The sequence below is a fragment of the Acinetobacter sp. EKM10A genome (assembly GCF_011075215.1).
In the GTDB taxonomy this organism is placed as follows: Bacteria; Pseudomonadota; Gammaproteobacteria; order Pseudomonadales; family Moraxellaceae; genus Acinetobacter; species Acinetobacter baumannii.
Map to the genome: position 1 here is coordinate 231365 of NZ_JAALLK010000005.1, position 21987 is coordinate 253351.

The following is a 21987-nucleotide window of genomic DNA, read 5'->3' on the forward strand; positions in this document are numbered from 1 at the left end:
ATCTACCCCTTATGCATTTGAAGCTGCTTTCTGTTCTGCTTGAGGTTTACCTGATTGAGCCGGTTTCGCAGCATTTGGTGCTGCACCTTGAGAGTTTGCTGGTTGAGCTTGATAAGGTTTTGCTGATACTTCTTGCCCTTCTTTAACTTTGGCAACACCATCAACAATGACTTTATCGCCGGCTTTTAAGCCGTTAGTCACAATCCAGTTTTGTCCTTGAACACCAGAGGTTTCAACAGGACGACTCTCAACAACCCCTTTAGCATTAACAAGCATCGCTACAGCTTGTCCTGTAGGTAAACGAGTAATGGCAGCTTGAGGAATCAGGTAAGCATTTGGAACAACGCCCTGAACAATTTGCGCAGTGGTATACATACCCGGAAGCAATAAATGATTCGGGTTAGAGAATACGGCACGTAATGTAATTGTTCCTGTATCTTGGTTTACAGAAGCGTCAGAGAAAGCAAGTTGCCCTTCGATTGGATAGGTAGAACCATCTTCAAGCTTTAATTTTACTTTCGTGTTGTTACTGTTATTTAAACTGCCTTTACTTAGTTGTTGACGTAAACGCAATAACTCAGCACTAGACTGATTAATATCAACATAGATAGGATCTAACTGTTGAATCGTTACCAACGGGTCAGTCTGGTTTGCAGTAACCAAAGCACCAGCCGTTACTGAAGAACGACCAGATTGGCCAGAAATAGGAGAGCGAATTGTAGAATAACCAAGATCTACATTTGCATTTGTTACTTGAGCCTTAGCTGCTGCAACTTGTGCTTCTGCAACATTGACTTGACCAAGTAAGTCATCATATTCCTGTTTAGACACAGCATTACTAGAAACAAGTTGTTTATAACGATTTAACTTGGTACGTAGTGAAGCTAGATTTGCCTGTTGTTGTAGGAGTGATGCTTTTGCATTTTCTAACGTTGCACGGTTCGTTCTAGAGTCGAGCTCATAAAGCGCCTGACCTTCACGAACATAGCTTCCTTCAGCAAATAAGCGTTTTAAAATCACGCCACTTGTCTGAGGACGAACTTCAGAAATTTGATATGCTGAAGTACGGCCTGAAAGCTCAACGCTTTGTTCAACACTTTGTGGTTGAGCAACAATAACACCTACTTCTGCAGGCGGCATTTTCTGAGCAGCAGCAGCTTGCTGTTTCTCATCGGAGCCTTTGCTACAACCAACAAGCGCGATACTTGTTGCTAATGCGCAAGCAGTAAGGGCTGGTGCCCAAAGCTTAGCCGACATCATTGTTCCACCTCGTTTAGATAAAATCTAAAAATATATTTGTTTTCTACTTAACCTACTTTGTGTTTGTAATAACCAGAGCCAAAGCAGTGCAATCCAAATAAAACCAATGCCCCAACCAGCGAGTACGTCTGTTGGGAAATGAACTCCTGCATATATTCTTGAAAGCCCCATACACACAAACCAAAGACAGGAGATCAAAACAATATAAGGAGAGTTAATGTTGTGCTTATGGCATAACATAATCATTGCCAGACAAGCCAGTGTTGATGCATAAACACTATGTGCACTTGGGAACGATGCACCGTAACTTTCAACAATATGATATGCCTCAGGAGGTCTAGGCCGGTTAACACACCACTTGAGCAGCCAACCCATGGTGATACTGCCAATAACTCCCAAGCTAATGAAAATAACAGTAATATATTTTTTATACCATGCAAAATATATACATACTAGAAAGGATAAAAAACATACAAAAGGCATGCCGCCTACGCGTGCAAGAAAGGTGGTTATACTATTAAGATAATCTAAACGATGGTGACTCAATGTTTGAACGGTGAGCAAGTCCAAAGATTGAAGACTTGGTACACAAAGACCAAGAACACCTAATCCTAAAAAAACGCAACCAATACAAAGCAATAGATAGGGCATAAACACACCTTTGCTTATTCATATAGTTTTTCACTATTGAACGCCGTTGAAAGTGTACTTGCCAGTACACTTTTTTTCAAGCCTGATAGATCATCGTAAATTCATTTTGAAATTTTTTTAACATTTGGAAAAACAATCACAACAAAATTGACGGACATCACATTTTGTGTACAAAGCAAAACATTTAATGTTCTGCTTTTTTTCCACTATTGGCTTGGGCATTTTCTTCTAATTCTAGAGGCTGTTTCGGTGGCCAGAAGAAGTCACTTGGTCGGGTAAGAAAATGGGTCATGACCAGTTTGGCTAATGGCTTCCATTGTTCAAAGCGAACTCGACGTGCACGTAATGCCACAATAATAGTGAGTGTGAAACTCACAAATAAGTTGGTGAGACCAATACAGAGTACGCCTAAAAATGAAACTATAATCAAGCCAATATCAGGACTACCATTAATAGTCATTAAACCTTGAATGAAGTTCGCTGACGCAAAGGCAATGTGACGAATGTCTAGAGGTAGGCCCAAAATAAAGCCAATTGTTCCCATACTTCCTAACATTACGCCAAATAGGAAATTACCTGCGAGCGCCCCTAAATTACGTTCAATATATTCTGCAAAACGGTTCAGGCGTTCTTGTCCAAATAAGTTTCTTAAACGTCGATGTGCTTTTAAACGGGGTCCTACTTTTCTATAAACTGCCATGTTGTCGAAGTAGCCCGCAATTAGGCCAGATAAAAACAAACACACCCCAGCAATCGCTGCATGCGGAACGGCTAATGAGGTAAAAGGGTTTAGGCTATGTAATAGATAAGTTGCCTTGGTATGAGTTAATAAAGGCTCATCAAGATAGAACTGCCAAGCAAAGGTAATAAGAGCGGCAGTAGGAATTGCAATCGAGATATTACCTAAAATAGCAATAAACTGAGTTCGAATAATATTGATAATAAGTGCGGCTAATTCTGCAATTTGTGCAGTTTTAGAGCCTTTACGTTGCTGTACAGTTGCAGCGAGGGCAGCGGCTGTCATTGCGGGTTGTTTTGTTGCAACAGTAAAGTGCAATACATGAATCAGAATAAAGCCAAGTGAATAGTTCATACTGAACGTAAAGGCTTGCATGAGCGGAGCCATAGTCATACGTGCAGCAAGAATTTTTAATGAGGCCATACAGGCAATAATCACACCTGCACCAGCAGCGGCTTTATACATGCCCCAAAAGCCTTTGGTGTCTGTACTTACATAGTGTTCGCCAGTACGGCTTGCATTCTCTGTGACTTGAAAGGCAATAAGCTCACTGGTCGTGCTGAGTAACGAGCGGACACTTTTTTCACTATAATGTGCTTTAGTTAAGTCTGAAATTAAGTTTCCTAAAGAAACGTAGCGTCCCTCGCTATCGTCTACAACTAGATAGAGTAATAATTCAATCCGATCTAAACACTGTTCAAGTAAAGACAAAAGATAGGTCAAACTTAAACTTACACCAATTCTTTTGGTCGCTCGGCGTATTTTTAAAACGACGTCTCGACACTGCTCTAGCATTACAAATGCTTGAGAGGCATCAGGAGGTGGAAGCACAGCAATGTCGTTGCTAGAAATATCCTGTTTTTTGTACTTCTCTATAAACTCAATAATTTCACGGTTTTGTACCAAAAATGGCGATTCATATTCGGTTAATTCAGGTTGAGCGTTAATAAATTCAGGATAAAGACCAATACCACTAATACGGTAAGATAAGACAGTAATCGCCTTAATCATTTCTCGCTGAATGGCATGCTTTTCATCGACATTACTATTACTTTGCCCAATAAGTCCGAATAAAGTTGCCCAATCCTTGTCATCGACATTGTTTAACCAGATTGAATCACTTTCTAAATAGAAAATTTTTCCAATCAGAATTTTAAGCTGGCTTGCATCTTCAATAAGTGGCAGAAAATGGCCGCCAAGTCTTTGCCCAAGCTGGTTCCAGAAACCATCTAAAGACAAAATACCGCTATCTGCATATAAGCTGACTTGCTTATATTGATTAATGAGGCGTAATAAAAAGGTTTGTAAAAGGGCTGGAGCGGTAGGAGTAAGTAATAGGCTATCAATAAAGGCTTGTATTTTTTGCTCTATTTCATCCGTATCTTGAGGATCGGATGGCCGTAAAGCATTGACTAGGTCAATGAGAATATTTTCGTCAATAACAGCTTGAGGGTTTTCAAGCTGTTTCTGGATTTTAAAAAAATGTTCTGAAAAATTTATATGCATAGGCAAAATAATATCTACTGTATTCGATGTAATGCAAGCCGAGTTAAATTAATCAACGCTTGACGATAAGGTGTATCAGGCAAGATTGATAAGGCTTGCAGTGCTGCTTCTGTTTCTTCTTGGGCACGGCGCTGGCAATAGTCTAAAGCACCAGACTTTTGCACAATTTCAATCACTTTAGGTAATTGGTCAACACCACCAGTCGCAATACTGCGTCTGATAATGGCATGCTCTTCACCGGTTGAATGTGCTAATGCTGAAATTAACGGTAAAGTCGGTTTACCTTCCATTAAATCATCACCAATATTTTTACCTAATGTTTCAGCATCTGAAGTGTAGTCTAAAATATCGTCAATAATCTGGAATGCATTTCCGAAATGACCTGCAAATAATCTTAAAGGTTCGCGGTAAGTTTCTTGTCCTGCCAAAATAGCCGCACCTTCGGTTGCAAGTTCAAATAAACGAGAAGTTTTCCCGTGAATAATTTTTAAATATGTTTCTTCGGTTGTATCCGGTTGATGCTGAGATTGGAGCTGTAATACCTCACCTTCAGCAATTTCACATGTACCTGTTGAGAAGTCTTTTAATAAGGTCATGTTGTTTAAATCAACCAAAAGGTCAAAAGCGCGGGCAATAAGGAAGTCACCAACCAATACGGCCGTTTGATTGTTCCATGTTGCATTTGCAGTAGGGCGACCACGGCGAAGTCCAGATTCATCAACTACATCATCATGCACTAAAGTTGCGGTATGAAGCATTTCAATAATAGCTGCCAGACGCTGTGCATTTTGCATATTGTCGAGGCCGCAAGCGCGTGCTGCAAGTAAACACATGATTGGGCGCATACGTTTGCCGCCAGCTTCAACTACATGTTTACTCACTGACATGACCAAGCCGACTTTTGAGCTAATTCCTTCATTAATCAAGTGATCCATCGCAGCAAAGTCTGTAGCAACAGGAGCGAGAATGTCTTGCTTAAAATCGATGACCATATGAAGAAAAACCCCGTATTGGTAGATAAGTGGCGTTAGTGTATCAATTAAAAGTGCATTAAACAGGGAAACAAGCAATTGATATTAATCATTTGTATGTTCATGAAGAGTTCTTTGTTCTTTATTTCGGCAAAACCATGTGTTTCCGACAAAACAATAAATTTTAATAACGTCAACATGAATACAGCTTGTTCTTGTTGCAAGTTGTGTTTGGAACTGTATTTTAAATTCCATTCAGAATCAATGAAAAGTACTAAAATCAAATTGAAGCTATTTTTATTATGTAAGAATGATGGCTTCTGTTGCTTAGTTAAAGATAAAGCACTTGTCGTTTGATCAAATTTCACTTAAAATCTGTCGCCTTGTATAACCCCAGTGGCGTTCGTTTTAAGATCGATATATCCCTTTATCGGCACGACGACACGGGCTGATTGGAGTACGTTATGTACGCAGTAATCCAAAGCGGTGGTAAACAGCACCGTGTAGTTGAGGGTGAAACCCTTAAAGTTGAATTATTGAAGGCTGAATCTGGCGCAACTATTACATTTGATGATGTATTAATGGTTGTAAACGGTGACAACATTCAAATCGGTGCTCCAGTTGTAGCTGGCGCTAAAGTAACTGCAGAAGTGATTGGTCATGGTCGTCACGACAAAATCCGCATCATCAAAATGCGTCGTCGTAAACACTACCGTAAACAACAAGGTCACCGTCAATGGTTCACTGAGTTGAAAATTACTGGTATTTCAGGCTAATCACGAGGAGTAAGAGACATGGCAACTAAAAAAGCCGGTGGATCGACGAAGAACGGTCGTGATTCAAACCCAAAAATGTTAGGTGTTAAAGTTTACGGTGGCCAAACTGTAACTGCTGGTAACATCATCGTTCGTCAACGTGGTACTGAATTCCACGCTGGTGCAAATGTTGGTATGGGCCGTGACCATACTTTATTTGCTACTGCTGACGGCGTAGTAAAATTCGAAGTGAAAGGTCAATTTGGCCGTCGCTACGTAAAAGTTGAAACTGTTTAAGTTTTAGCTTAAGAAAAAGCCCACATTTTGTGGGCTTTTTTTATGGAAATACATCAATATTGTCTTCATGATGATGAATGAAATTCTACAAACAACATGAATAACATAACAAAATATCTTATTTTCTCAATGATTAGCACAAAGTTTGTCGGTTAATATAAGTCTTGAATGAAGAGCTTGTTTAGCTGGATTAATTGAAAGGCTAACAAGTTATCTTACAGCAACTAAAAAGGTGATGACATGAATATGCTTCGTAAAACCATGTGTGCTATTACACTCAGCGCCTCAGTGCTTGCTCCTGTAATGAGTACTACAGCGTTCGCTGCACCCGTAGCAGCACCGGAGCAACAGGCAATTGGGAACTTGGTAAATCAGTTATCAGGCTTACAGCGTTTGACTGCCGATTTTGAACAAACAACGAAAGCGAATACAAAAACTGTAGCACAGAAAAAAGGCTTAAGTGCTCAGCATATGAACCAGACATTTAAAGGTTCAATGAAAGTTGAACGTCCGGGGAAATTTTATTGGGAAACTGTAAGTCCCTCTAAGCAAACTATTGTAACAAGTGGAAAAACAGTCTGGATTTATGACCCTGATCTACAACAGGCTGTGCGCCAAAGCCTAGATGATCAAGTCGCTGATACACCGGCTTTATTACTCTCTGGTAATACTAACCAAATCATGAAGTCTTACCGAGTAACTCAGCCAGATAAATCTAAGTTATATTTCACTTTATTCCCTAAAAAAGAAGATGGAGCTTTCCAAAGCTTAACGATTAGTTTTGGTGCCAACAAAGCACCTACACTCATGGTATTGCAAGATTCTTTAGGTCAAACGACTTATGTTCGTTTCAAGAATGTTAAAGTAAATGCCTCAATTCCGGCTTCAACTTTCAATTTTACGCCTCCGAAAGGTACCGATATTATTGATCAATAAGTCTGATGATTTAGAAAGCCATCTTTACGATGGCTTTCTTTTTATATATCAAGCCTAGATACATTTTTTAACCCCGTCTTAAACTTACGCTTTGTATAGTGGTAGGAGTGAGTTTACGGGGATTAACATGCAACTTTACGATAAAAAAACTATTTTCATTCTTCCAATGTTAGCTGCCATGGTTGCGGTGAGCGGTTGTCAGCCAAAATCTACAGCTAAAGATGAACAACCGGCTTCTAGTGCTTCAGTAAAAGAGCAAAAGCAAGCTGAAGTCCCTGTCATTCAAGCAAAAGTTGTTCCGGTAAAGCTGCCAAAACCTAAAGTTTGTCTTGAAGACGGTTGCACTGAATATGATTTTCAGACCGTACAAACCAATCAAAAATGGATTAATGATTATTTTACGAACCGTATAAAGAAAGCAGACCCGAATGCTTTTGCAAATTTGGCTGATAAACCTGTTGAGGTACCGGAAGGGGAACCGAGCTCAAGTCAGAGTGCAATCTATGTCCGTTATTTAGGGCAAAATTATAACCTTGCAACCTTTGCATTCCAGACATATTCATACTCTGCGGGGGCAGCACATGGTATGTCACATCAAGAGTTTGTAAATTTTGACTTGTTAAATAAAAAACACATTACCGTTGAAGAACTTATTAAGCCAGATGTTGAAAAACAGTTGGTTGATGCACTTTTTGATGCAAATACTAATTGGCTTCAAGAGCACAATATTAGCCGCGAAAAACTGCAATTAAGTGATAATTTCTACTATGGTGCAAATGGGATTGTTTTTGTCTATCCAATTTATGAATTAGCTTCTTATGCCGAAGGTATGTCTGAATTAACCTTGCCATATTTTGAAGCAGCTAAATATATTAAACCTGAGTATTTACCGAGTGTACCGAACTATAACTTATAAAATATAAGATCTATTCTAAGAATTGTGTGAAAGCTATTCGTTATGAAGATGATCACTATATTTTTTAGTGTTAAGGGCTTACACTATAGCCAGTTTTTTACCCATATTATGATTGATTATGATCGACCCTAAGTTACTCAGAAATAATATTGAAGTCGTTAATGCAGCTTTGGCAAAACGTGGTGTTCAGTTAGATGTTCAAGAATGGGCATCTTTAGAGACTCACCGTAAAGACTTGCAATCAAAAACTGAAAAGTTACAGGCAGAGCGAAATGCCGGTGCTAAACAAGTGGGTCAGATTAAAAAATCCGGTGGTGATGCTTCTGAAATCATGGCACGTATGCAAGCCATTGGTGATGAAATTAAAGCTGCCGAAGTTGCTTTATCAGAGCTACAAAACGAGATTGAGCAAAAAGCGCTTAGCATTCCTAACTTGCCGGACGAATCTGTGCCAGCTGGTAAAGATGAAAATGATAACGTTGAAATCTCAAAATGGGGTACACCTCGTCAGTTCGATTTTGAAATCAAAGATCATACTGATTTAGGCGAGTGGATGGGCGGACTAGAGTTTGAAACTGCCACTAAACTCACAGGCTCACGTTTTAGTGTGTTGAAGGGGCCTTTAGCGCGTCTACAACGTGCTTTAACTCAGTTCATGCTCGATACCCATACTTTAAAAAATGGTTATACTGAAGCGTATGTGCCTTATTTGGTAAATGCTGATTCATTACGTGGGACAGGTCAGTTACCAAAATTTGAAGAAGATTTATTTAAACTTCAAGGTGAAAAAGAATACTACCTCATCCCTACAGCAGAAGTTCCAGTCACTAACTTTGTCCGTGATGAAATTATTGATGCAGATCGCTTACCATTAAAATATGCGGCTCATACTCCATGTTTCCGTAGTGAAGCAGGTTCTTATGGTCGTGATACACGTGGTTTAATTCGTCAGCACCAATTTGATAAAGTTGAAATGGTGCAAATCGTTAAGCCTGAAACATCTATGCAGGCACTTGAAGAGCTTACTGCACATGCTGAGGGCATTTTACAGGCACTTGGTTTGCCTTACCGCAAAATTTTGCTCTGTGGTGGTGATATGGGCTTCGGTGCGACTAAAACTTATGACTTAGAAGTTTGGGTTCCAAGCCAAAATACTTATCGTGAAATTTCAAGCTGCTCTAATATGGGTGATTTCCAGGCACGTCGTATGAAGGCACGCTACCGTATGGATCAGAAGAAGACCGAATTGGTGCACACTCTAAATGGTTCAGGCCTTGCTGTTGGGCGTACTTTACTTGCAGTAATGGAAAACTACCAACGCGAAGACGGTTCAATTGAGATTCCAGAAGTATTACGCCCATATATGGGTGGTGCAACGTTTATTGATTAAGCTTTGCATCTAAATTGTGCACGGTTTTTGCTTAAACATAGTCAGATGATTGATGTAGAGGTTTAAGGTGGATATTTTTCCAATCTCTTTGAAGTTGCAGCAGCAACGTTGTCTGATTGTGGGCGGAGGGCATATTGCTTTACGCAAGGCAACCTTATTAGCTAAGGCAGGAGCAATAATTGATGTTGTTGCTCCTGCAATTGAAGATCAGCTTCTGCAATTAATTAAAACAACAGGCGGCGAGCCGTTTATTGAAGCTTTTGCTGAAAAATTTTTAAGTACACCCTATCGTTTAGTTATTGCAGCGACCAATGATGCAGAAGTAAATAAAACAGTTTTTGAGCAGTGTGAAGCACGCAATTTACTTGTAAATAGCGTCGATGATATTCCACATTGTCGTTTTATGGTGCCTGCGATTATTGATCGATCTCCATTAATTGTTTCTGTGGCCTCAAATGGAACATCTCCTGTTCTATCTCGTCAAATCCGTACACAGTTAGAAACCTCTATTCCACATGGCATGGGCAAGTTAGCTGAGTTTTCAGGAAAATGGCGCAATCAGGTTAAAGAAAAAATTTCTAATCCAGATGAGCGCCGTATATTTTGGGAAAACTTGTATGCGAGCCCCTTAAAAGAACAAGTTTTTAATGACAATCTAGATGTTGCCGATAGCATGCTTGAACAAGCACTGCAGGAGTGGAAAGCACCTAAAGGCGAGGTTTATTTGGTGGGTGCAGGTCCAGGTGATCCTGAACTCATTACTTTAAAAGCTTTACGTTTAATGCAGCAAGCTGATGTGGTCATTTATGACCGTCTTGTTTCTGCACCTATTTTAGAATTGTGCCGTCGAGACGCAACAAAAATATATGTTGGTAAAGCGCGTTCTAACCATAGTGTTCCTCAAGAAGGTATTAATGCATTATTGGTTGACTACGCGAAAAAAGGTAAACGTGTTTGTCGTTTAAAAGGGGGAGACCCTTTTATTTTTGGCCGTGGTGGCGAAGAGATCCAAGAATTATTCCAAGCTGGCGTCCCATTTCAAGTTGTTCCCGGTATTACTGCTGCGTCAGGTTGTTCAGCTTATGCAGGTATTCCGCTTACCCATCGTGATTATGCCCAGAGTGTCCGCTTTCTTACAGGCCATCTAAAAGAAGGTTCTCCTGAGTTACCGTGGAATGAGCTGGTATACGAAAACCAGACATTAGTACTGTATATGGGGTTGGTGGGATTAGAGCGTATTTGTGAGCAGTTGATTGCGCATGGACAACGTCCAGATATGCCAGTTGCATTAATTTCAAAGGGTACGACACCTGAACAGAAGGTTGTGGTGGGGTCACTTGCTGATATTGCATCTAAAGTGACAGAACATCAAATTCATGCGCCGACACTCACAATTATTGGTGAGGTTGTACGTTTGCGTGAACAGTTACAGTGGAATTAGTAGGCTTATTGATATCTGCAAAAGAGATGTAATTATTGCCTGAGCTAACCAATAAGTAATTTAAGTGAGTAATTAAGTGATTCATGTTGTTCTATACGAGCCTGAGATTCCTGCTAATACAGGTAATATTATTCGTCTATGCGCGAATACAGGCGCTCAATTGCATTTAGTTAAGCCTTTAGGCTTTGAACTGGATGATAAAAAGCTTAAACGTGCAGGGCTTGATTATCATGAATGGGCAAGAATGCAAATTTGGGACAACATAGAGCTTTGTCTTGCGGACTTAAAAGCAAAAGGTGTTGAGCATGTTTTTCCTTTAACTACGAAAGGTTCTGCTACGCCTCATACAGTTGATTTAAATAGACCTGTGGCTTTATTGATGGGGCCAGAAACACGTGGCTTGCCTGAACATGTTCGTCTGATGTTCCCTCAAGAACAATGGATTCGTTTACCAATGGCAGAAAACTCAAGAAGTTTAAACTTATCTAATGCAACTGCCGTAATTGTATATGAAGCATGGCGTCAGCAAGGCTTTAAAAAATTAGGTTAATTTCTTAAGTACTGAATAAAAATAAGGCCCTTAGTGGCCTTATTTTTATTTAAGCTTGTTCTAGTATTTTTTCGTCATAGATGATTTGGGCTGCTAAAACTTGCTCAATATTAGTTTCAGCCCACTCTTTTAACTGATACGCCATAGCAGCTACATTTTGCCCAAGTGGCGTGAGGGAATAATCGACACGAATAGGGGAAGTATCCTGAATTTTTCGTTCGATAAAACCGTCTCTCTCTAACATTTTTAACTTTTGAGACAAGACTTTAGGTGAAATCCCTTCAATATTTTTTTTAAGTAAGTTGAAGTGCTGAGTTTCATGCTCAAGAATATTTAAGATGAGTAAAACCCATTTGTCTGCAATTTTTTCAAAGAACAGTCGAGCAGGGCAATGTTGTTGAAAAATATTATATTTTAGACATTCATTCATCTAATTTACCCTCTCTTTTCTAAAAAAATGGGATAGTTACCAAATGGTAACTAATTGACACCTAGTATCTAAAATATATCATTAAATGGAATTTAATAAAACATAGGTTTTCTTCCATGTCTAATTCTAATATTGCGGTTGTATATTTCTCAGGTTATGGCCACACTAAAGTAGTGGCTGAAACTTTTGCTAATGAAATTAATGCTCAACTTATCCAGATTGATCAGGAAGGTAATATCACTGAGCAAGATTGGGAAACATTGAATAATGCAAAAGGTATTGTGTTTGGTGCGCCGACTTATATGGGTACAGCACCATGGCAATTTAAAAAATTTGCTGATGCAACTTCAAAGGTTTGGTTCACACGTGGTTGGCAAGATAAAGTATTTGCAGGCTTTACGAATAGTGCAAGTTTAAATGGGGATAAACAAGTTACGCTTATCCAGCTGCAAACTTTAGCATCACAGCATGGTGGCATTTGGGTGAGTCTGGGTTTATTGCCAGCAAATACAAAAGATGCAACACGTGAAGATGTAAACAACTTAGGCGGTTCGGTAGGGCTTTTAGTTCAATCGCCTTCGGATGCAAGTGTAGATGAAGTCCCAACAGGGGATTTGGAAACAGCTAAAGTTTATGCAAAACGTGTACAAGCCATTGTAAATAAAATATATGGTTAATGAGTCCATAAAAAAAGGCGCTTTTAAGCGCCTTTTTTATTATTCATGCTCATTATGTTGAGGAGCATTATATTTAAAGCCTTTGGTTTTATAGGCAAGATAACCTACCCCAAACACTGCCCAAGCTAAGCCAATTTGCAAAGCAAGCTTGTCAATTTCTAACCACATTAAGAACACACTAGCAAAGCCAAGCGTTGGTACAATAATGTAATTAATAATATCTTTGATAGATTTGTTTTTACCATCTCTCAGCGCGTAGCGCGAAATCACCGAGAAGTTTACAAAACTAAAAGCAGTTAAGGCCCCGAAACTAATTAAGTTAACAATATGTTCAAGGTCTAAAAAGCCAGCAGATAATGCAACCACACCAACAATAAGAATGTTGTAAGTCGGAGTATGCAATCTTGGGCTAATATGACCAAACAACTTTTTATTGATAACCCCATCACGACCCATTACATACATTAAGCGAGATACACCAGCATGTGCTGAAATACCGGATGCCATTACTGCAACTACAGCAAAATATAAAACTAATGTTTTAAATGCAATGCTGCCAATTGCTGCAACCATAACAGGTTGTGATTCATCTAATGGTTTAAAATAGATGTTTGGGTTGCTAGGGAAATACAACTGGATAAAGTAAGTGCTTACAATAAAAATAATACCTGCAAGTAATGCTGTTGAGAAAATCGCTTTTGGAAGCGTTTTTTCAGCATCTTTAGTTTCTTCTGCAAGTGAAGATAAAGCATCAAAACCTGTAAAAGAAAAGCACAGTACTGTTGCACCACCAATCAAAGCACTAATAGAAGTCATATCATTCCAAAAAGGAGTTAATGACCATAATTCGGCTTTATCGGGATTAAGCGTACCATCAGCATATACGCCTTGGGTAAGGAGAATATATACTTGATAAACAAAGTAAAAAATAACACCAAGTTGAATAACTACAATTGTACTGTTAAAACGCGCGACAAAGCGTGCGCCAAATAAGTTAATCACAGTCATTAATGCAGTTAAGCCAATAACCCATAGCCAATTATTTACTTCTGGAAACAAAGCTCTTAAATAAATATCGGCCAAAATGATATTGACGAGTGGTGAAAGTAAATAGTCTAGCCAAGATGACCAACCCACCATAAAACCAACATTAGGGTGAATTGACTTTTGGGCGTAGGTATATGCTGATCCTGAAGAAGGATAGCGTTTGATCATGTGTCCATAACTGATCGACGTCAATAAAATTGCAACTAAGGCAAAGATATAAGAAGTAGGTACATGACCACCACTTCGTTCTGATACTAAACCAAAAGTATCAAATAAAGTTAATGGCTGAATATAAGCTAAACCAATAATAATGATGTGCCAAAGCACAAGATTCTTTTGAAGTTTAGCTGTTGGTTTAGTCCCAGATAAGTTTGTCAACGGCGTTATCCTCATAATCGTTGATCAAGGATCAGCTTGGTGTTAAGGATCGTTTGAGACGAACGATCCCCCCTACATAAAAGATAAAGTGCGCCAATCTATCCTAAATTGATGCAAATTGTCAGTACTTTCGTGGATTTTTTAGCAAATTTTTTGCCATATTTCCAAAGAAAATGATGAATAAAAATTCATAGATATAAAAAAGGTCTGATTTATCATAAAAATCAGACCTTTAGCTTTTTGCTTTAGATATCTAAATCTTAACTTACCAAGCTTTTTGTAAGATCTCTCTTAGATCTTTTAAGCTTGCTTCTTTAGGATTATAAATAATTGAGCCATCATTTAGTGCTTTCTCTGCCACTTCATCAAGCTGTGCTTCAGTAACTTTACCTGTTTCACGTAAGGTACGTGGTAATTTGGTTAACCTAAATAAACGATCACGCATTGCTAAAATAGTTGCGATTGCTCTGTCTGCACGCTGAGTAGCAGGAGTCTGGGCATAAATATCGGCACCTGCAAGTGGTAATAGCAACTCGCCAATTTTCTGACCATTGACTTGTTTATTGTACTCAAGCACATAAGGTAAGAATAAGTTCATGCACAGCCCGTGGGGCAGGTGAGCAACTGCACCTAATGCATGTCCTAATGAGTGTACAAGGCCTACCATCGAGTTAGAGAATGCGATACCTGCCATTGTAGAAGCTTGTGCAAGTTCTAAACGACCTTGTGTGTCATTTGGATTTTCTAAGACATTAAATAGATTTTCGCTAATCTTTTTAATACCTGCACTTGCATAGGCATCGCTGAGTGGGTTGGCTGCCATACAGGTGTATGCTTCAACACAATGTGTTAACGCATCCATACCCGTCATTGCAGTTAAGTGAGGTGGTAAAGTTAATGTCATGCGTGGATCTAAAATCGCAGCATGTGGCATTAAGTAATATGAAGCAAATGCCAATTTAACATTCTTTTGTGTATCAGACACAACAGCAACCATGGTCACTTCAGATCCCGTACCTGATGTAGTCGGGATGACGAAAAATGGTTTTAATGGTTTTGGTAGGTTGTGTGCACCAGAATATTGAAGAAGATCATCTCCACCTTCTGATACTAAAATGTTAGTTGCTTTAGAGGTATCGATAACAGAACCACCACCCACAGCAATAATCGCATCACATTTATTTGTGCGATAAGCTTCCGCGGCAAGTCGAACAACTTCAAGGCTTGAGTCTGGTGGAACATCATCAAAAACATGACCAATGACTGCATCAGTTGTGCTAAAAGCAGCTTCAATAGGGTTTAACAAGCCATTTGCACGAACACCTTTATCGGTAATGATAAGAGGGCGTTTTGCACCTAAAGTCGCAAGTTCAAACGGAATATGTTCTAAAGCAGCATTACCGGCAATGACTTTTACAGGACAAAAGAATTCGTAATATGGTTTAGCCATGTTATGCGCTCCGCTTGAAGTAAGACTTAGCTACTTTTAAATAAATATTTGCAGCTTGGTTGAATTTTTCTTTTAGGGTAAGTTCAGTTGGGTATTCTTTAACAGCGAGTGAAGCCACCAATTTCGGTAAAATGAGAGACTCCATTTTATTGAGGCAGCGAACTAAACGAATTGCTGCGGATACATCACCATCAGCAATCATGCGGTCATTTGCAAAGGCTTGAGCAGTACTTTCCTGAAAAGAAAAAACCAAAAAAGCATGAGTTACATGCTTAAATGTAATGGTTAAATCAGGCTTTTTTTCCGCTCTTTTTAGCAGTTCTAATTGTTTATCTTCTGTCACTCGTGCAAAAAATGCTGGTCCATTTGGGAAGACATTCATTGAAAGTACAAAGTGAACAGGAAATTTAGACACTTCCTCTTGTATTTCACTATCTACTTGACTCGCCATGACTAAGCCTCGACCAACAACGTCCATCATGAGCTTAACGTAGGCAAGTTGCAGAGTGGGCTTTACAGCTTTTGTCGAAATCACTTGCTATCCCTTCTTAAAATTATGCAAAAGCAAATTTAGAGTAATTACTCTAATATATTTTTATTCCATCTCAAAATCATTTATTCAATTTTGACTTCTGGGTCATTAAAGTACCCAGTACCTTTAATATACTCAATAAAGTCCTGACAAAGTTGTTCAAATAATGGATATGGAGTCACTAAATCTTGTATGCGGACCATTTCTAGCCCTGCATAACCACATGGGTTGATGGTTTGAAAACCAGTTAGAGCACAGTCCAAGTTTAGGGCTAAACCATGATAACTACGTCCACGGCGAATTTTGAAGCCTAATGAACCAATCTTTCTGCCATCCACATAAACGCCTGGTGCATCAGGTTTTGCATATGCTTCAATGTTATATTTCTTTAAAACATCTATCATAAATTGTTCAGCAAAACTGACCAATGTGCGTACATTCCATTTCAGTCGATTAAGGTCAAACATAAAGTAAGCGACGAGTTGACCAGGACCATGCCAAGTTACTTGTCCACCACGGTCAGTTTGTACTACAGGAATGTTTGATGGAATCAGAATATGTTCTGGTTTTCCTGCCTGACCTTGAGTTAGTACTTCATGATGCTGGAGTAACCACAGCTCGTCTGCTGTATTTTCATCACGTTGATTGGTCAGGTTCTTCATCGATTCGAATTTGCTTTGATAATCTTGTAAATCGTTCCACTGACGAATAATCAAAGTGGGTTTATCAAGGCTCATTAAACATTTTCCTGTGCATAGTACTTAACAGAAGGGAAGTCTCTCAACTTTAAATTATGAGAGTATGCTTTTGATGAGTTTAAAGTATTTTGCTTAAGCGGTTCTAAATATTTGTAATTATTTCTATAAAGATTGGTATAAATAAAAATGCCATGACATTAAATTTGTCATGGCATTTTAAAATTAAAGCGCAGTTCTTATTTGCGGACAAGCAGCCAAGTCTGCATATAAAGCATGCACTTGTTCCAATTCATCAAAGCGTAATTGCGCGGTTAATGAATGGTATTTGCCTGTACGTGATTCTTGTACTTTTAACGTTGTTTGGTCAAAGTCAGGAAAATGTTTCACTAGAATATCAACGACAGCTATACGTAATTCTTCACCCGCATCGCCAATGAGTTTAATTGGATAGTCCATTGGAAATACCCAAAGGTCTTCACGGAGTTCGCGAGATGGAGTGCGGTCTAACATAAGTAACCTCATCATGTGAAACGCCTGCATCATCGCAGGCGTTTATAGCTCTTTCTATTAAATGGGGACTAGTCTCGAAATTTCAAGATTTCAAAAATTAGTCATTCTCTAGGAAAGAACGCAAGTGTTCGGAACGAGAAGGGTGACGTAATTTACGCAATGCTTTTGCTTCAATCTGACGAATACGCTCACGTGTTACATCAAACTGCTTACCTACTTCTTCTAAAGTATGATCGGTTGGCATATCAATACCAAAACGCATCTTCAATACTTTTGCTTCACGTTCAGTTAAGTTTTCTAAAACTTCACGAGTTGCTTCTTTTAAGCCTTCTGAAGTCGCAGCATCAATTGGAGAAGTGATGTTCTGGTCTTCAATGAAATCGCCAAGATGCGAATCTTCATCATCACCGATTGGAGTTTCCATTGAAATTGGCTCTTTCGCAATTTTAAGAACCTTACGAACTTTAACCTCATCCATTTCTAAGCGTTCGCCTAACTCTTCAGGAGTAGGTTCACGGCCCATTTCCTGTAATAATTGACGCGATACACGGTTAATTTTGTTAATCGTTTCAATCATGTGTACAGGAATACGAATTGTACGAGCCTGATCGGCAATAGAACGGGTAATTGCCTGACGAATCCACCAAGTCGCATAAGTCGAGAATTTATAACCACGACGGTATTCAAACTTGTCTACGGCTTTCATCAAACCAATGTTCCCTTCTTGAATCAAGTCAAGGAACTGTAAACCACGGTTGGTATATTTTTTCGCAATCGAAATTACCAAACGAAGGTTGGCCTCTACCATTTCTTTTTTCGCACGACGAGCTTTGGCTTCACCAATTGCCATACGTTTAGAAATATCTTTAATTTCACTAACGTTTAGGCCAAGCTCTTTTTCGATATCTGCAATTTTTTGCTGGAAGGCTAAAACATCAGGACGAACTTTTTCCAAGTGAGCCTTGATTTCAGCTGGAGCTTTAGCAATTTGTTCATCTAACCAAGCAGGATTAGATTCCTGTTTCGGGAAAGATGTACGGAACTGGTTACGGTCCATACGACCACGACGTACTGCATAACGCATAATTTCACGTTCATTGGCACGAATTTGTTCATGAGTTCCGCGAATCATTTCTGAAATGATGTCAAATAAACGTGGAGTAAATTTAAACATCATAAATACAGTTGCTAAAGACTCAAGAGCTTCATTTGCTTCAGGGCTATTACGGCCATGTTTTTCGATGACAGCTTTAGTTTGAGCCCATGCAGCTTCTAATTCAGCAAAACGAACTTTTGCAACTTCAGGGTCTGGACCTGAATCACCTTCAGAATCATCATCACCTTCAGACTCTTCTTCTTCATCGTCATCATCAAGCTTAACTTCTTTCGTTGACTTTGTAGATGATTCGTCTTCTTCCTCAAGCTCTTCAACGTCTTCTAAAACTTCAGGAATATCTTCATCAGTTTCAGGGTCTAAATAACCAGATAAGATATCGGCAAGACGGCGTTCGCCAGTTAAAAAATCATTATATTCTTTTAATACAACTTCAACAGCATTTGGCCAGTAAGCGATTGAGTTCAAGACATCACGAATGCCTTCTTCAATACGTTTAGCAATGCTGATTTCACCTTCACGGGTTAACAGTTCTACTGTACCCATTTCACGCATGTACATACGTACAGGGTCTGTCGTACGTCCAGGCTCATTTTCAACAGATGCAAGTACGGCAGCAGCTTCTTCTTCAGCAACTTCATCAGTTGCATCAGCTGATTCGCCGAACATGGTATCGTCAGATTCAGGTGCACGCTCGTGTACAGGAATACCAACGTCTTGAAGCATCTGGATGATGTCTTCAATCTGTTCGCTTTCAGTAATCGAGTCCGGCAGATGATCGTTAACCTCAGCGTAAGTTAAGTAACCTTGTTCTTTGCCTCGGCTAATCAGAGCCGCTACTTGAGAAGTAGGGGAATGCATATCGCTCATCTTTGCTTACTCTTTGTTGAATCTGTGGCAGTGAAAAACCGTGCATGATAGCACAATTTGCTTGAAATGTTTGGGCTTTGATCGGTGACCGTTAAATAAAAAATATCTTTGAATTCACGACTATTTTTTGAATATTGGGCTAAAATCATTTTTTTCAAGGTTAAATCATAGAAAAATTTGTAGAAATCTTCGCTTATCAAAAGATTGTTCTGTTTTATAAATACACAATTTTTTGGGTGAAAAAAAGTACAAATGAGCAATTAAATGAAAAAAATATAAATAAAACTTGACAAGGAAAAGTAAGACAGATAAATAGCGGCTAGACCCATTCACATTTTTTCATTATGAGGTAGTTTTAGTGTCTTCTACAGATTTTGAACTAGATGATAACTACGGCGATGATGATGATGTCGGTTTTGATGAGTCATCAGGCAAAATCAGTGCAAAAGAATCGTTGGAAAAACGTAGATTAATTGATGATCTATTGGCACAGCGCCGTTTAGAGCGTGAGTTAAAAGATTTCGATTATGATTTAGACGATGATGATCTTGATGACGAAGACTAATCAAAACTAAATAGGGCATCGTCAGCTTAAGTGCTATGCTATCGTCAATTTCTTTTTAAAGTCAGGTAACACACAATGAGTGCATTAGATTTAGACCAATTAAGTGAATATCTAGATGGAGACCACAATGAGTATGGTCTAGACTTTGCTGCAACTCATGGATTTTTGTGTGCAATTGCAGTAGGTCCTCAGTTTGACCGTTGGTTAGATGAATTGTTCGAAGGTAACCAGAAAAAGGTTCCGGCTGAAATTATTCAACAAATCAAGGTTTGGCTAGAGTCGATTCGTCAAGATTTAGCAAATGAAAATGGGATTGAATTTCCATTTGAAGTTGAAGAAGCTGACGTTGAATCAAGCCTAGGCGATTGGAGTGTAGGGTTTGTTGATGCAATGTTCTTAAACGAAGAGGCTTGGTTTGCCCCTGAGTATGAAGAACAATTGGTTGATTTGACTTTACCAATCATGGTTTTTAGCGGAATTGATGAAGAAGATCCACAGATGGAATCTTTCCGTCGCAATGGACAGTTAATGGATGAACTGGCAGAAGAAATCCCAGATAATTTGAATGAGTTATATTTGATGTACCATACTCCAAATTAATTTATTAGAAGAAATAATAAATAACGTCCTTTCTAGGGCGTTTTTTATTGTCAGAATTTATTTATATGAATTAAAAAAAGGCATCTAGAAAACTAAATGCCTTTTTTGAAACTCTATTAAATCTTATAGACGTTTACGTTTAGCGGCAGCAATTTGTGATTGGCGCATACGGAAGCCAGCTTTTTGTTTTTCAGTGGTTTTATCAATACAGTACAAGCAAGAAACACCATGTTCATAGCTTGGTAGCGCAGACTCTTCAGGAGTTAAAGGCCAGCCACAAGCATGACATTTAATGTTTGCACCTTCTTCAACACCATGAGTTACAGCAGTACGTCCATCAAATACGAAACATTCACCTTCCCAAAGGCTTTCATCAGGAGGAGTTTCTTCTAAATATTTAAGAATACCGCCTTTAAGGTGGTAAACCTCTTTAAAGCCCTCTTGAAGAAGTAAAGAAGTTGATTTTTCGCAGCGAATACCGCCCGTACAGAACATCGCGATTTTCTTATCTTTATGTTGTTCTAACTCTTTTTTTACATATTCAGGAAATTCGCGGAAAGTTTCTGTTTTTGGATCAATCGCACCTTTGAAAGTTCCGGCTTTATATTCATAATCATTACGTGTGTCGATTAGAATCACATCATCACGTGCAATAAGCTCATTCCATTCTTTAGGATCAAGATAGTGACCCACTAAATCACGAGGTTTTACTTCAACGCCTAAAGTCACGATTTCTTTTTTAAGCTTGATTTTCATTTTACGGAAAGGTTTGTCAGAACTATGGGATTCTTTATATTCCATAGCGTTAAAACCTTCGTTTAACAAAAATTGATGAATCGTATCAATTGCTTCACGGTCCCCAGCAACAGTACCATTAATTCCTTCACCTGCTACAATCAGAGTTCCGCAAAGGTTAATTGTTTTCACTAAGTCTAAAAGACGTTGTTGAAGATCAGCTGGATCTTGAACTTCTTTAAATTGATATAGTGCTGCAACAACCCAACCCGCGGTCGCTTGCTGTTCTACAGGTGCAAGCTGTTCTACAGTAGCGTTCATGGAAAACTCCAAATGTATTAAGATAGAAATTTAAGGCGCATATTTTAGCGCGAAAATTCGTAATAAGCGAGAAAACCATAAAAAGTATATGGTTTATTTAAGGAGTCTGTTTTGAGTAGTGATCATCGAATGCTCTCTCTCACCCCATGTGCAGGGCGTTGTTCAACAGTTTTTGGTGATCAGGTATGTCGTGGTTGTCGCCGCTTTAACCATGAAGTAATTCAATGGAATACCTATACGGCAGAGCAGCGTTTAGCTGTCTGGAAGCGTTTAGATGATCAATTGGATCAGATTTTGGTACCTATGTTGCCGCAGGCGAATCTACAGCATGTAGAAGGATTTATATTAGGTAAACGTGTCAGGTTAATGGAAGGGGCGAGTAAAGGGCGTAAACTCTACCATGCCTTAAAAATATGTGAAAAGAATAAGCATTTAGCTCATGAGAGTGGTTTGGGGATTTCAGAAGCGCAAGTTAAAGAAGTATGGACTGAGTTTGAAAGACGTATTTTAGCTTTGGCTAAAGCGAGTTATGAGTTGGCTTGGCTAAGAGCTGATGGGATTAGTCATCACTTATTAAATATGTTTGAAGAAGAATAACTTTTAAAAACTTATTTATAAAAAAAGCTGCCATTAGGCAGCTTTTTTACA

Annotated in this window: 24 protein-coding genes; 11 read left to right on the plus strand and 13 right to left on the minus strand. The window is 38.9% G+C overall.

Going from position 1 to position 21987, the window contains the following annotated elements:
• Positions 1 to 9: 9 nt before the first annotated feature.
• From adeI to G9371_RS09255, 5 genes are all read right to left on the minus strand, one after another.
• Positions 10 to 1260 carry a multidrug efflux RND transporter periplasmic adaptor subunit AdeI gene (adeI, locus tag G9371_RS09235; RefSeq protein ID WP_000986589.1) on the minus strand — a complete coding sequence of 417 codons (1251 nt, stop codon included), beginning with the start codon at positions 1258 to 1260 and terminating at the stop codon, positions 10 to 12.
• Positions 1261 to 1284: 24 nt separating this feature from the next.
• The gene (locus G9371_RS09240) at positions 1285 to 1911 is read right to left on the minus strand and encodes a phosphatase PAP2 family protein (RefSeq protein ID WP_029424797.1); all 627 of its coding nucleotides are present in this window, start codon (positions 1909 to 1911) and stop codon (positions 1285 to 1287) included.
• A 184-nt stretch (positions 1912 to 2095) separates the two neighbouring features.
• Positions 2096 to 4156 (minus strand): site-specific recombinase, encoded by a 2061-nt coding sequence (locus tag G9371_RS09245; RefSeq protein WP_000547886.1) that lies wholly within the window; start codon positions 4154 to 4156, stop codon positions 2096 to 2098.
• A gap of 14 nt (positions 4157 to 4170) precedes the next feature.
• The gene (gene sdsA, locus G9371_RS09250; protein ID WP_000234083.1) at positions 4171 to 5148 is read right to left on the minus strand and encodes an All-trans-nonaprenyl-diphosphate synthase; all 978 of its coding nucleotides are present in this window, start codon (positions 5146 to 5148) and stop codon (positions 4171 to 4173) included.
• 47 nt (positions 5149 to 5195) lie between these two features.
• Complete coding sequence (locus tag G9371_RS09255) at positions 5196 to 5495, minus strand: hypothetical protein (RefSeq protein ID WP_000667115.1); 300 nt, start codon at positions 5493 to 5495, stop codon at positions 5196 to 5198.
• 96 nt (positions 5496 to 5591) lie between these two features.
• On the opposite strand from G9371_RS09255, the gene rplU reads away from it, so the two are divergent.
• The 7 genes from rplU to G9371_RS09290 all read left to right on the plus strand — a co-directional run bounded on the left by rplU (position 5592) and on the right by G9371_RS09290 (position 11412).
• Positions 5592 to 5903: a 50S ribosomal protein L21 gene (gene rplU / locus G9371_RS09260; RefSeq protein ID WP_000271409.1), complete on the plus strand. Its 312-nt coding sequence runs from the start codon at positions 5592 to 5594 to the stop codon at positions 5901 to 5903.
• 18 nt (positions 5904 to 5921) lie between these two features.
• Positions 5922 to 6179, plus strand: a complete 258-nt coding sequence (gene rpmA / locus G9371_RS09265) for a 50S ribosomal protein L27 (RefSeq protein WP_000201632.1) — start codon at positions 5922 to 5924, stop codon at positions 6177 to 6179.
• Between the two features lie 240 nt (positions 6180 to 6419).
• Positions 6420 to 7115: an outer membrane lipoprotein chaperone LolA gene (gene lolA / locus G9371_RS09270; protein ID WP_001056757.1), complete on the plus strand. Its 696-nt coding sequence runs from the start codon at positions 6420 to 6422 to the stop codon at positions 7113 to 7115.
• 127 nt (positions 7116 to 7242) lie between these two features.
• Entirely contained in the window at positions 7243 to 8031 is a 789-nt protein-coding gene (locus G9371_RS09275; RefSeq protein ID WP_001177773.1) for an RsiV family protein, read from the plus strand.
• Positions 8032 to 8149: 118 nt separating this feature from the next.
• Positions 8150 to 9421 carry a serine--tRNA ligase gene (gene serS / locus G9371_RS09280; RefSeq protein ID WP_029424796.1) on the plus strand — a complete coding sequence of 424 codons (1272 nt, stop codon included), beginning with the start codon at positions 8150 to 8152 and terminating at the stop codon, positions 9419 to 9421.
• A gap of 67 nt (positions 9422 to 9488) precedes the next feature.
• Positions 9489 to 10862 carry a siroheme synthase CysG gene (cysG, locus tag G9371_RS09285; RefSeq protein ID WP_000350915.1) on the plus strand — a complete coding sequence of 458 codons (1374 nt, stop codon included), beginning with the start codon at positions 9489 to 9491 and terminating at the stop codon, positions 10860 to 10862.
• Between the two features lie 76 nt (positions 10863 to 10938).
• Positions 10939 to 11412 carry a tRNA (cytidine(34)-2'-O)-methyltransferase gene (locus G9371_RS09290; RefSeq protein WP_000582207.1) on the plus strand — a complete coding sequence of 158 codons (474 nt, stop codon included), beginning with the start codon at positions 10939 to 10941 and terminating at the stop codon, positions 11410 to 11412.
• Between the two features lie 49 nt (positions 11413 to 11461).
• Here the strand turns inward: G9371_RS09290 and G9371_RS09295 are convergent, their stop codons facing one another.
• Entirely contained in the window at positions 11462 to 11842 is a 381-nt protein-coding gene (locus G9371_RS09295) for a winged helix-turn-helix transcriptional regulator (protein WP_001001259.1), read from the minus strand.
• A 116-nt stretch (positions 11843 to 11958) separates the two neighbouring features.
• Between G9371_RS09295 and G9371_RS09300 the strand changes: the two genes are divergently transcribed.
• Complete coding sequence (locus tag G9371_RS09300) at positions 11959 to 12519, plus strand: flavodoxin family protein (RefSeq protein ID WP_000071875.1); 561 nt, start codon at positions 11959 to 11961, stop codon at positions 12517 to 12519.
• Between the two features lie 39 nt (positions 12520 to 12558).
• Here G9371_RS09300 and G9371_RS09305 read toward each other — a convergent pair whose 3' ends face one another.
• From G9371_RS09305 to rpoD, 6 genes are all read right to left on the minus strand, one after another.
• Positions 12559 to 13944: an APC family permease gene (locus G9371_RS09305; protein ID WP_000183443.1), complete on the minus strand. Its 1386-nt coding sequence runs from the start codon at positions 13942 to 13944 to the stop codon at positions 12559 to 12561.
• A gap of 265 nt (positions 13945 to 14209) precedes the next feature.
• Positions 14210 to 15394, minus strand: coding sequence for an iron-containing alcohol dehydrogenase (locus G9371_RS09310; RefSeq protein WP_029424795.1), 1185 nt, complete (start codon positions 15392 to 15394; stop codon positions 14210 to 14212).
• Position 15395: 1 nt separating this feature from the next.
• Positions 15396 to 15929 carry a hypothetical protein gene (locus G9371_RS09315; RefSeq protein WP_000626048.1) on the minus strand — a complete coding sequence of 178 codons (534 nt, stop codon included), beginning with the start codon at positions 15927 to 15929 and terminating at the stop codon, positions 15396 to 15398.
• Between the two features lie 80 nt (positions 15930 to 16009).
• The gene (gene lipB, locus G9371_RS09320) at positions 16010 to 16663 is read right to left on the minus strand and encodes a lipoyl(octanoyl) transferase LipB (protein ID WP_000050856.1); all 654 of its coding nucleotides are present in this window, start codon (positions 16661 to 16663) and stop codon (positions 16010 to 16012) included.
• A gap of 183 nt (positions 16664 to 16846) precedes the next feature.
• Positions 16847 to 17134 (minus strand): YbeD family protein, encoded by a 288-nt coding sequence (locus G9371_RS09325; RefSeq protein ID WP_000887099.1) that lies wholly within the window; start codon positions 17132 to 17134, stop codon positions 16847 to 16849.
• A gap of 97 nt (positions 17135 to 17231) precedes the next feature.
• Positions 17232 to 19118, minus strand: coding sequence for an RNA polymerase sigma factor RpoD (rpoD, locus tag G9371_RS09330; RefSeq protein WP_001281941.1), 1887 nt, complete (start codon positions 19116 to 19118; stop codon positions 17232 to 17234).
• Positions 19119 to 19476: 358 nt separating this feature from the next.
• On the opposite strand from rpoD, the gene G9371_RS09335 reads away from it, so the two are divergent.
• A complete protein-coding gene (locus G9371_RS09335; RefSeq protein WP_000099358.1) occupies positions 19477 to 19683 on the plus strand; it encodes a PA3496 family putative envelope integrity protein in 207 nt (68 codons plus the stop codon).
• Positions 19684 to 19758: 75 nt separating this feature from the next.
• Entirely contained in the window at positions 19759 to 20283 is a 525-nt protein-coding gene (locus G9371_RS09340) for a YecA family protein (RefSeq protein WP_001274941.1), read from the plus strand.
• A 123-nt stretch (positions 20284 to 20406) separates the two neighbouring features.
• Here the strand turns inward: G9371_RS09340 and G9371_RS09345 are convergent, their stop codons facing one another.
• The gene (locus G9371_RS09345) at positions 20407 to 21339 is read right to left on the minus strand and encodes a rhodanese-related sulfurtransferase (RefSeq protein ID WP_000994655.1); all 933 of its coding nucleotides are present in this window, start codon (positions 21337 to 21339) and stop codon (positions 20407 to 20409) included.
• Between the two features lie 111 nt (positions 21340 to 21450).
• On the opposite strand from G9371_RS09345, the gene G9371_RS09350 reads away from it, so the two are divergent.
• A complete protein-coding gene (locus G9371_RS09350; protein ID WP_001981983.1) occupies positions 21451 to 21936 on the plus strand; it encodes a DUF1289 domain-containing protein in 486 nt (161 codons plus the stop codon).
• Positions 21937 to 21987: the final 51 nt, after the last annotated feature.

Bases quoted from the DNA above. Each gene is read 5' to 3' on its own strand.
- G9371_RS09310 (WP_029424795.1), bottom strand. From the start codon at position 15,394: ATGGCTAAACCATATTACGAATTCTTTTGTCCTGTAAAAGTCATTGCC.
- sdsA (WP_000234083.1), bottom strand. From the start codon at position 5,148: ATGGTCATCGATTTTAAGCAAGACATTCTCGCTCCTGTTGCTACAGAC.
- rplU (WP_000271409.1), top strand. From the start codon at position 5,592: ATGTACGCAGTAATCCAAAGCGGTGGTAAACAGCACCGTGTAGTTGAG.
- G9371_RS09240 (WP_029424797.1), bottom strand. From the start codon at position 1,911: ATGCCCTATCTATTGCTTTGTATTGGTTGCGTTTTTTTAGGATTAGGT.
- rpmA (WP_000201632.1), top strand. From the start codon at position 5,922: ATGGCAACTAAAAAAGCCGGTGGATCGACGAAGAACGGTCGTGATTCA.
- G9371_RS09245 (WP_000547886.1), bottom strand. From the start codon at position 4,156: ATGCATATAAATTTTTCAGAACATTTTTTTAAAATCCAGAAACAGCTT.
- rpoD (WP_001281941.1), bottom strand. From the start codon at position 19,118: ATGAGCGATATGCATTCCCCTACTTCTCAAGTAGCGGCTCTGATTAGC.
- G9371_RS09295 (WP_001001259.1), bottom strand. From the start codon at position 11,842: ATGAATGAATGTCTAAAATATAATATTTTTCAACAACATTGCCCTGCT.
- lolA (WP_001056757.1), top strand. From the start codon at position 6,420: ATGAATATGCTTCGTAAAACCATGTGTGCTATTACACTCAGCGCCTCA.
- G9371_RS09275 (WP_001177773.1), top strand. From the start codon at position 7,243: ATGCAACTTTACGATAAAAAAACTATTTTCATTCTTCCAATGTTAGCT.
- G9371_RS09325 (WP_000887099.1), bottom strand. From the start codon at position 17,134: ATGTTAGACCGCACTCCATCTCGCGAACTCCGTGAAGACCTTTGGGTA.
- serS (WP_029424796.1), top strand. From the start codon at position 8,150: ATGATCGACCCTAAGTTACTCAGAAATAATATTGAAGTCGTTAATGCA.
- lipB (WP_000050856.1), bottom strand. From the start codon at position 16,663: ATGAGCCTTGATAAACCCACTTTGATTATTCGTCAGTGGAACGATTTA.
- G9371_RS09300 (WP_000071875.1), top strand. From the start codon at position 11,959: ATGTCTAATTCTAATATTGCGGTTGTATATTTCTCAGGTTATGGCCAC.
- G9371_RS09340 (WP_001274941.1), top strand. From the start codon at position 19,759: ATGAGTGCATTAGATTTAGACCAATTAAGTGAATATCTAGATGGAGAC.
- adeI (WP_000986589.1), bottom strand. From the start codon at position 1,260: ATGATGTCGGCTAAGCTTTGGGCACCAGCCCTTACTGCTTGCGCATTA.
- G9371_RS09345 (WP_000994655.1), bottom strand. From the start codon at position 21,339: ATGAACGCTACTGTAGAACAGCTTGCACCTGTAGAACAGCAAGCGACC.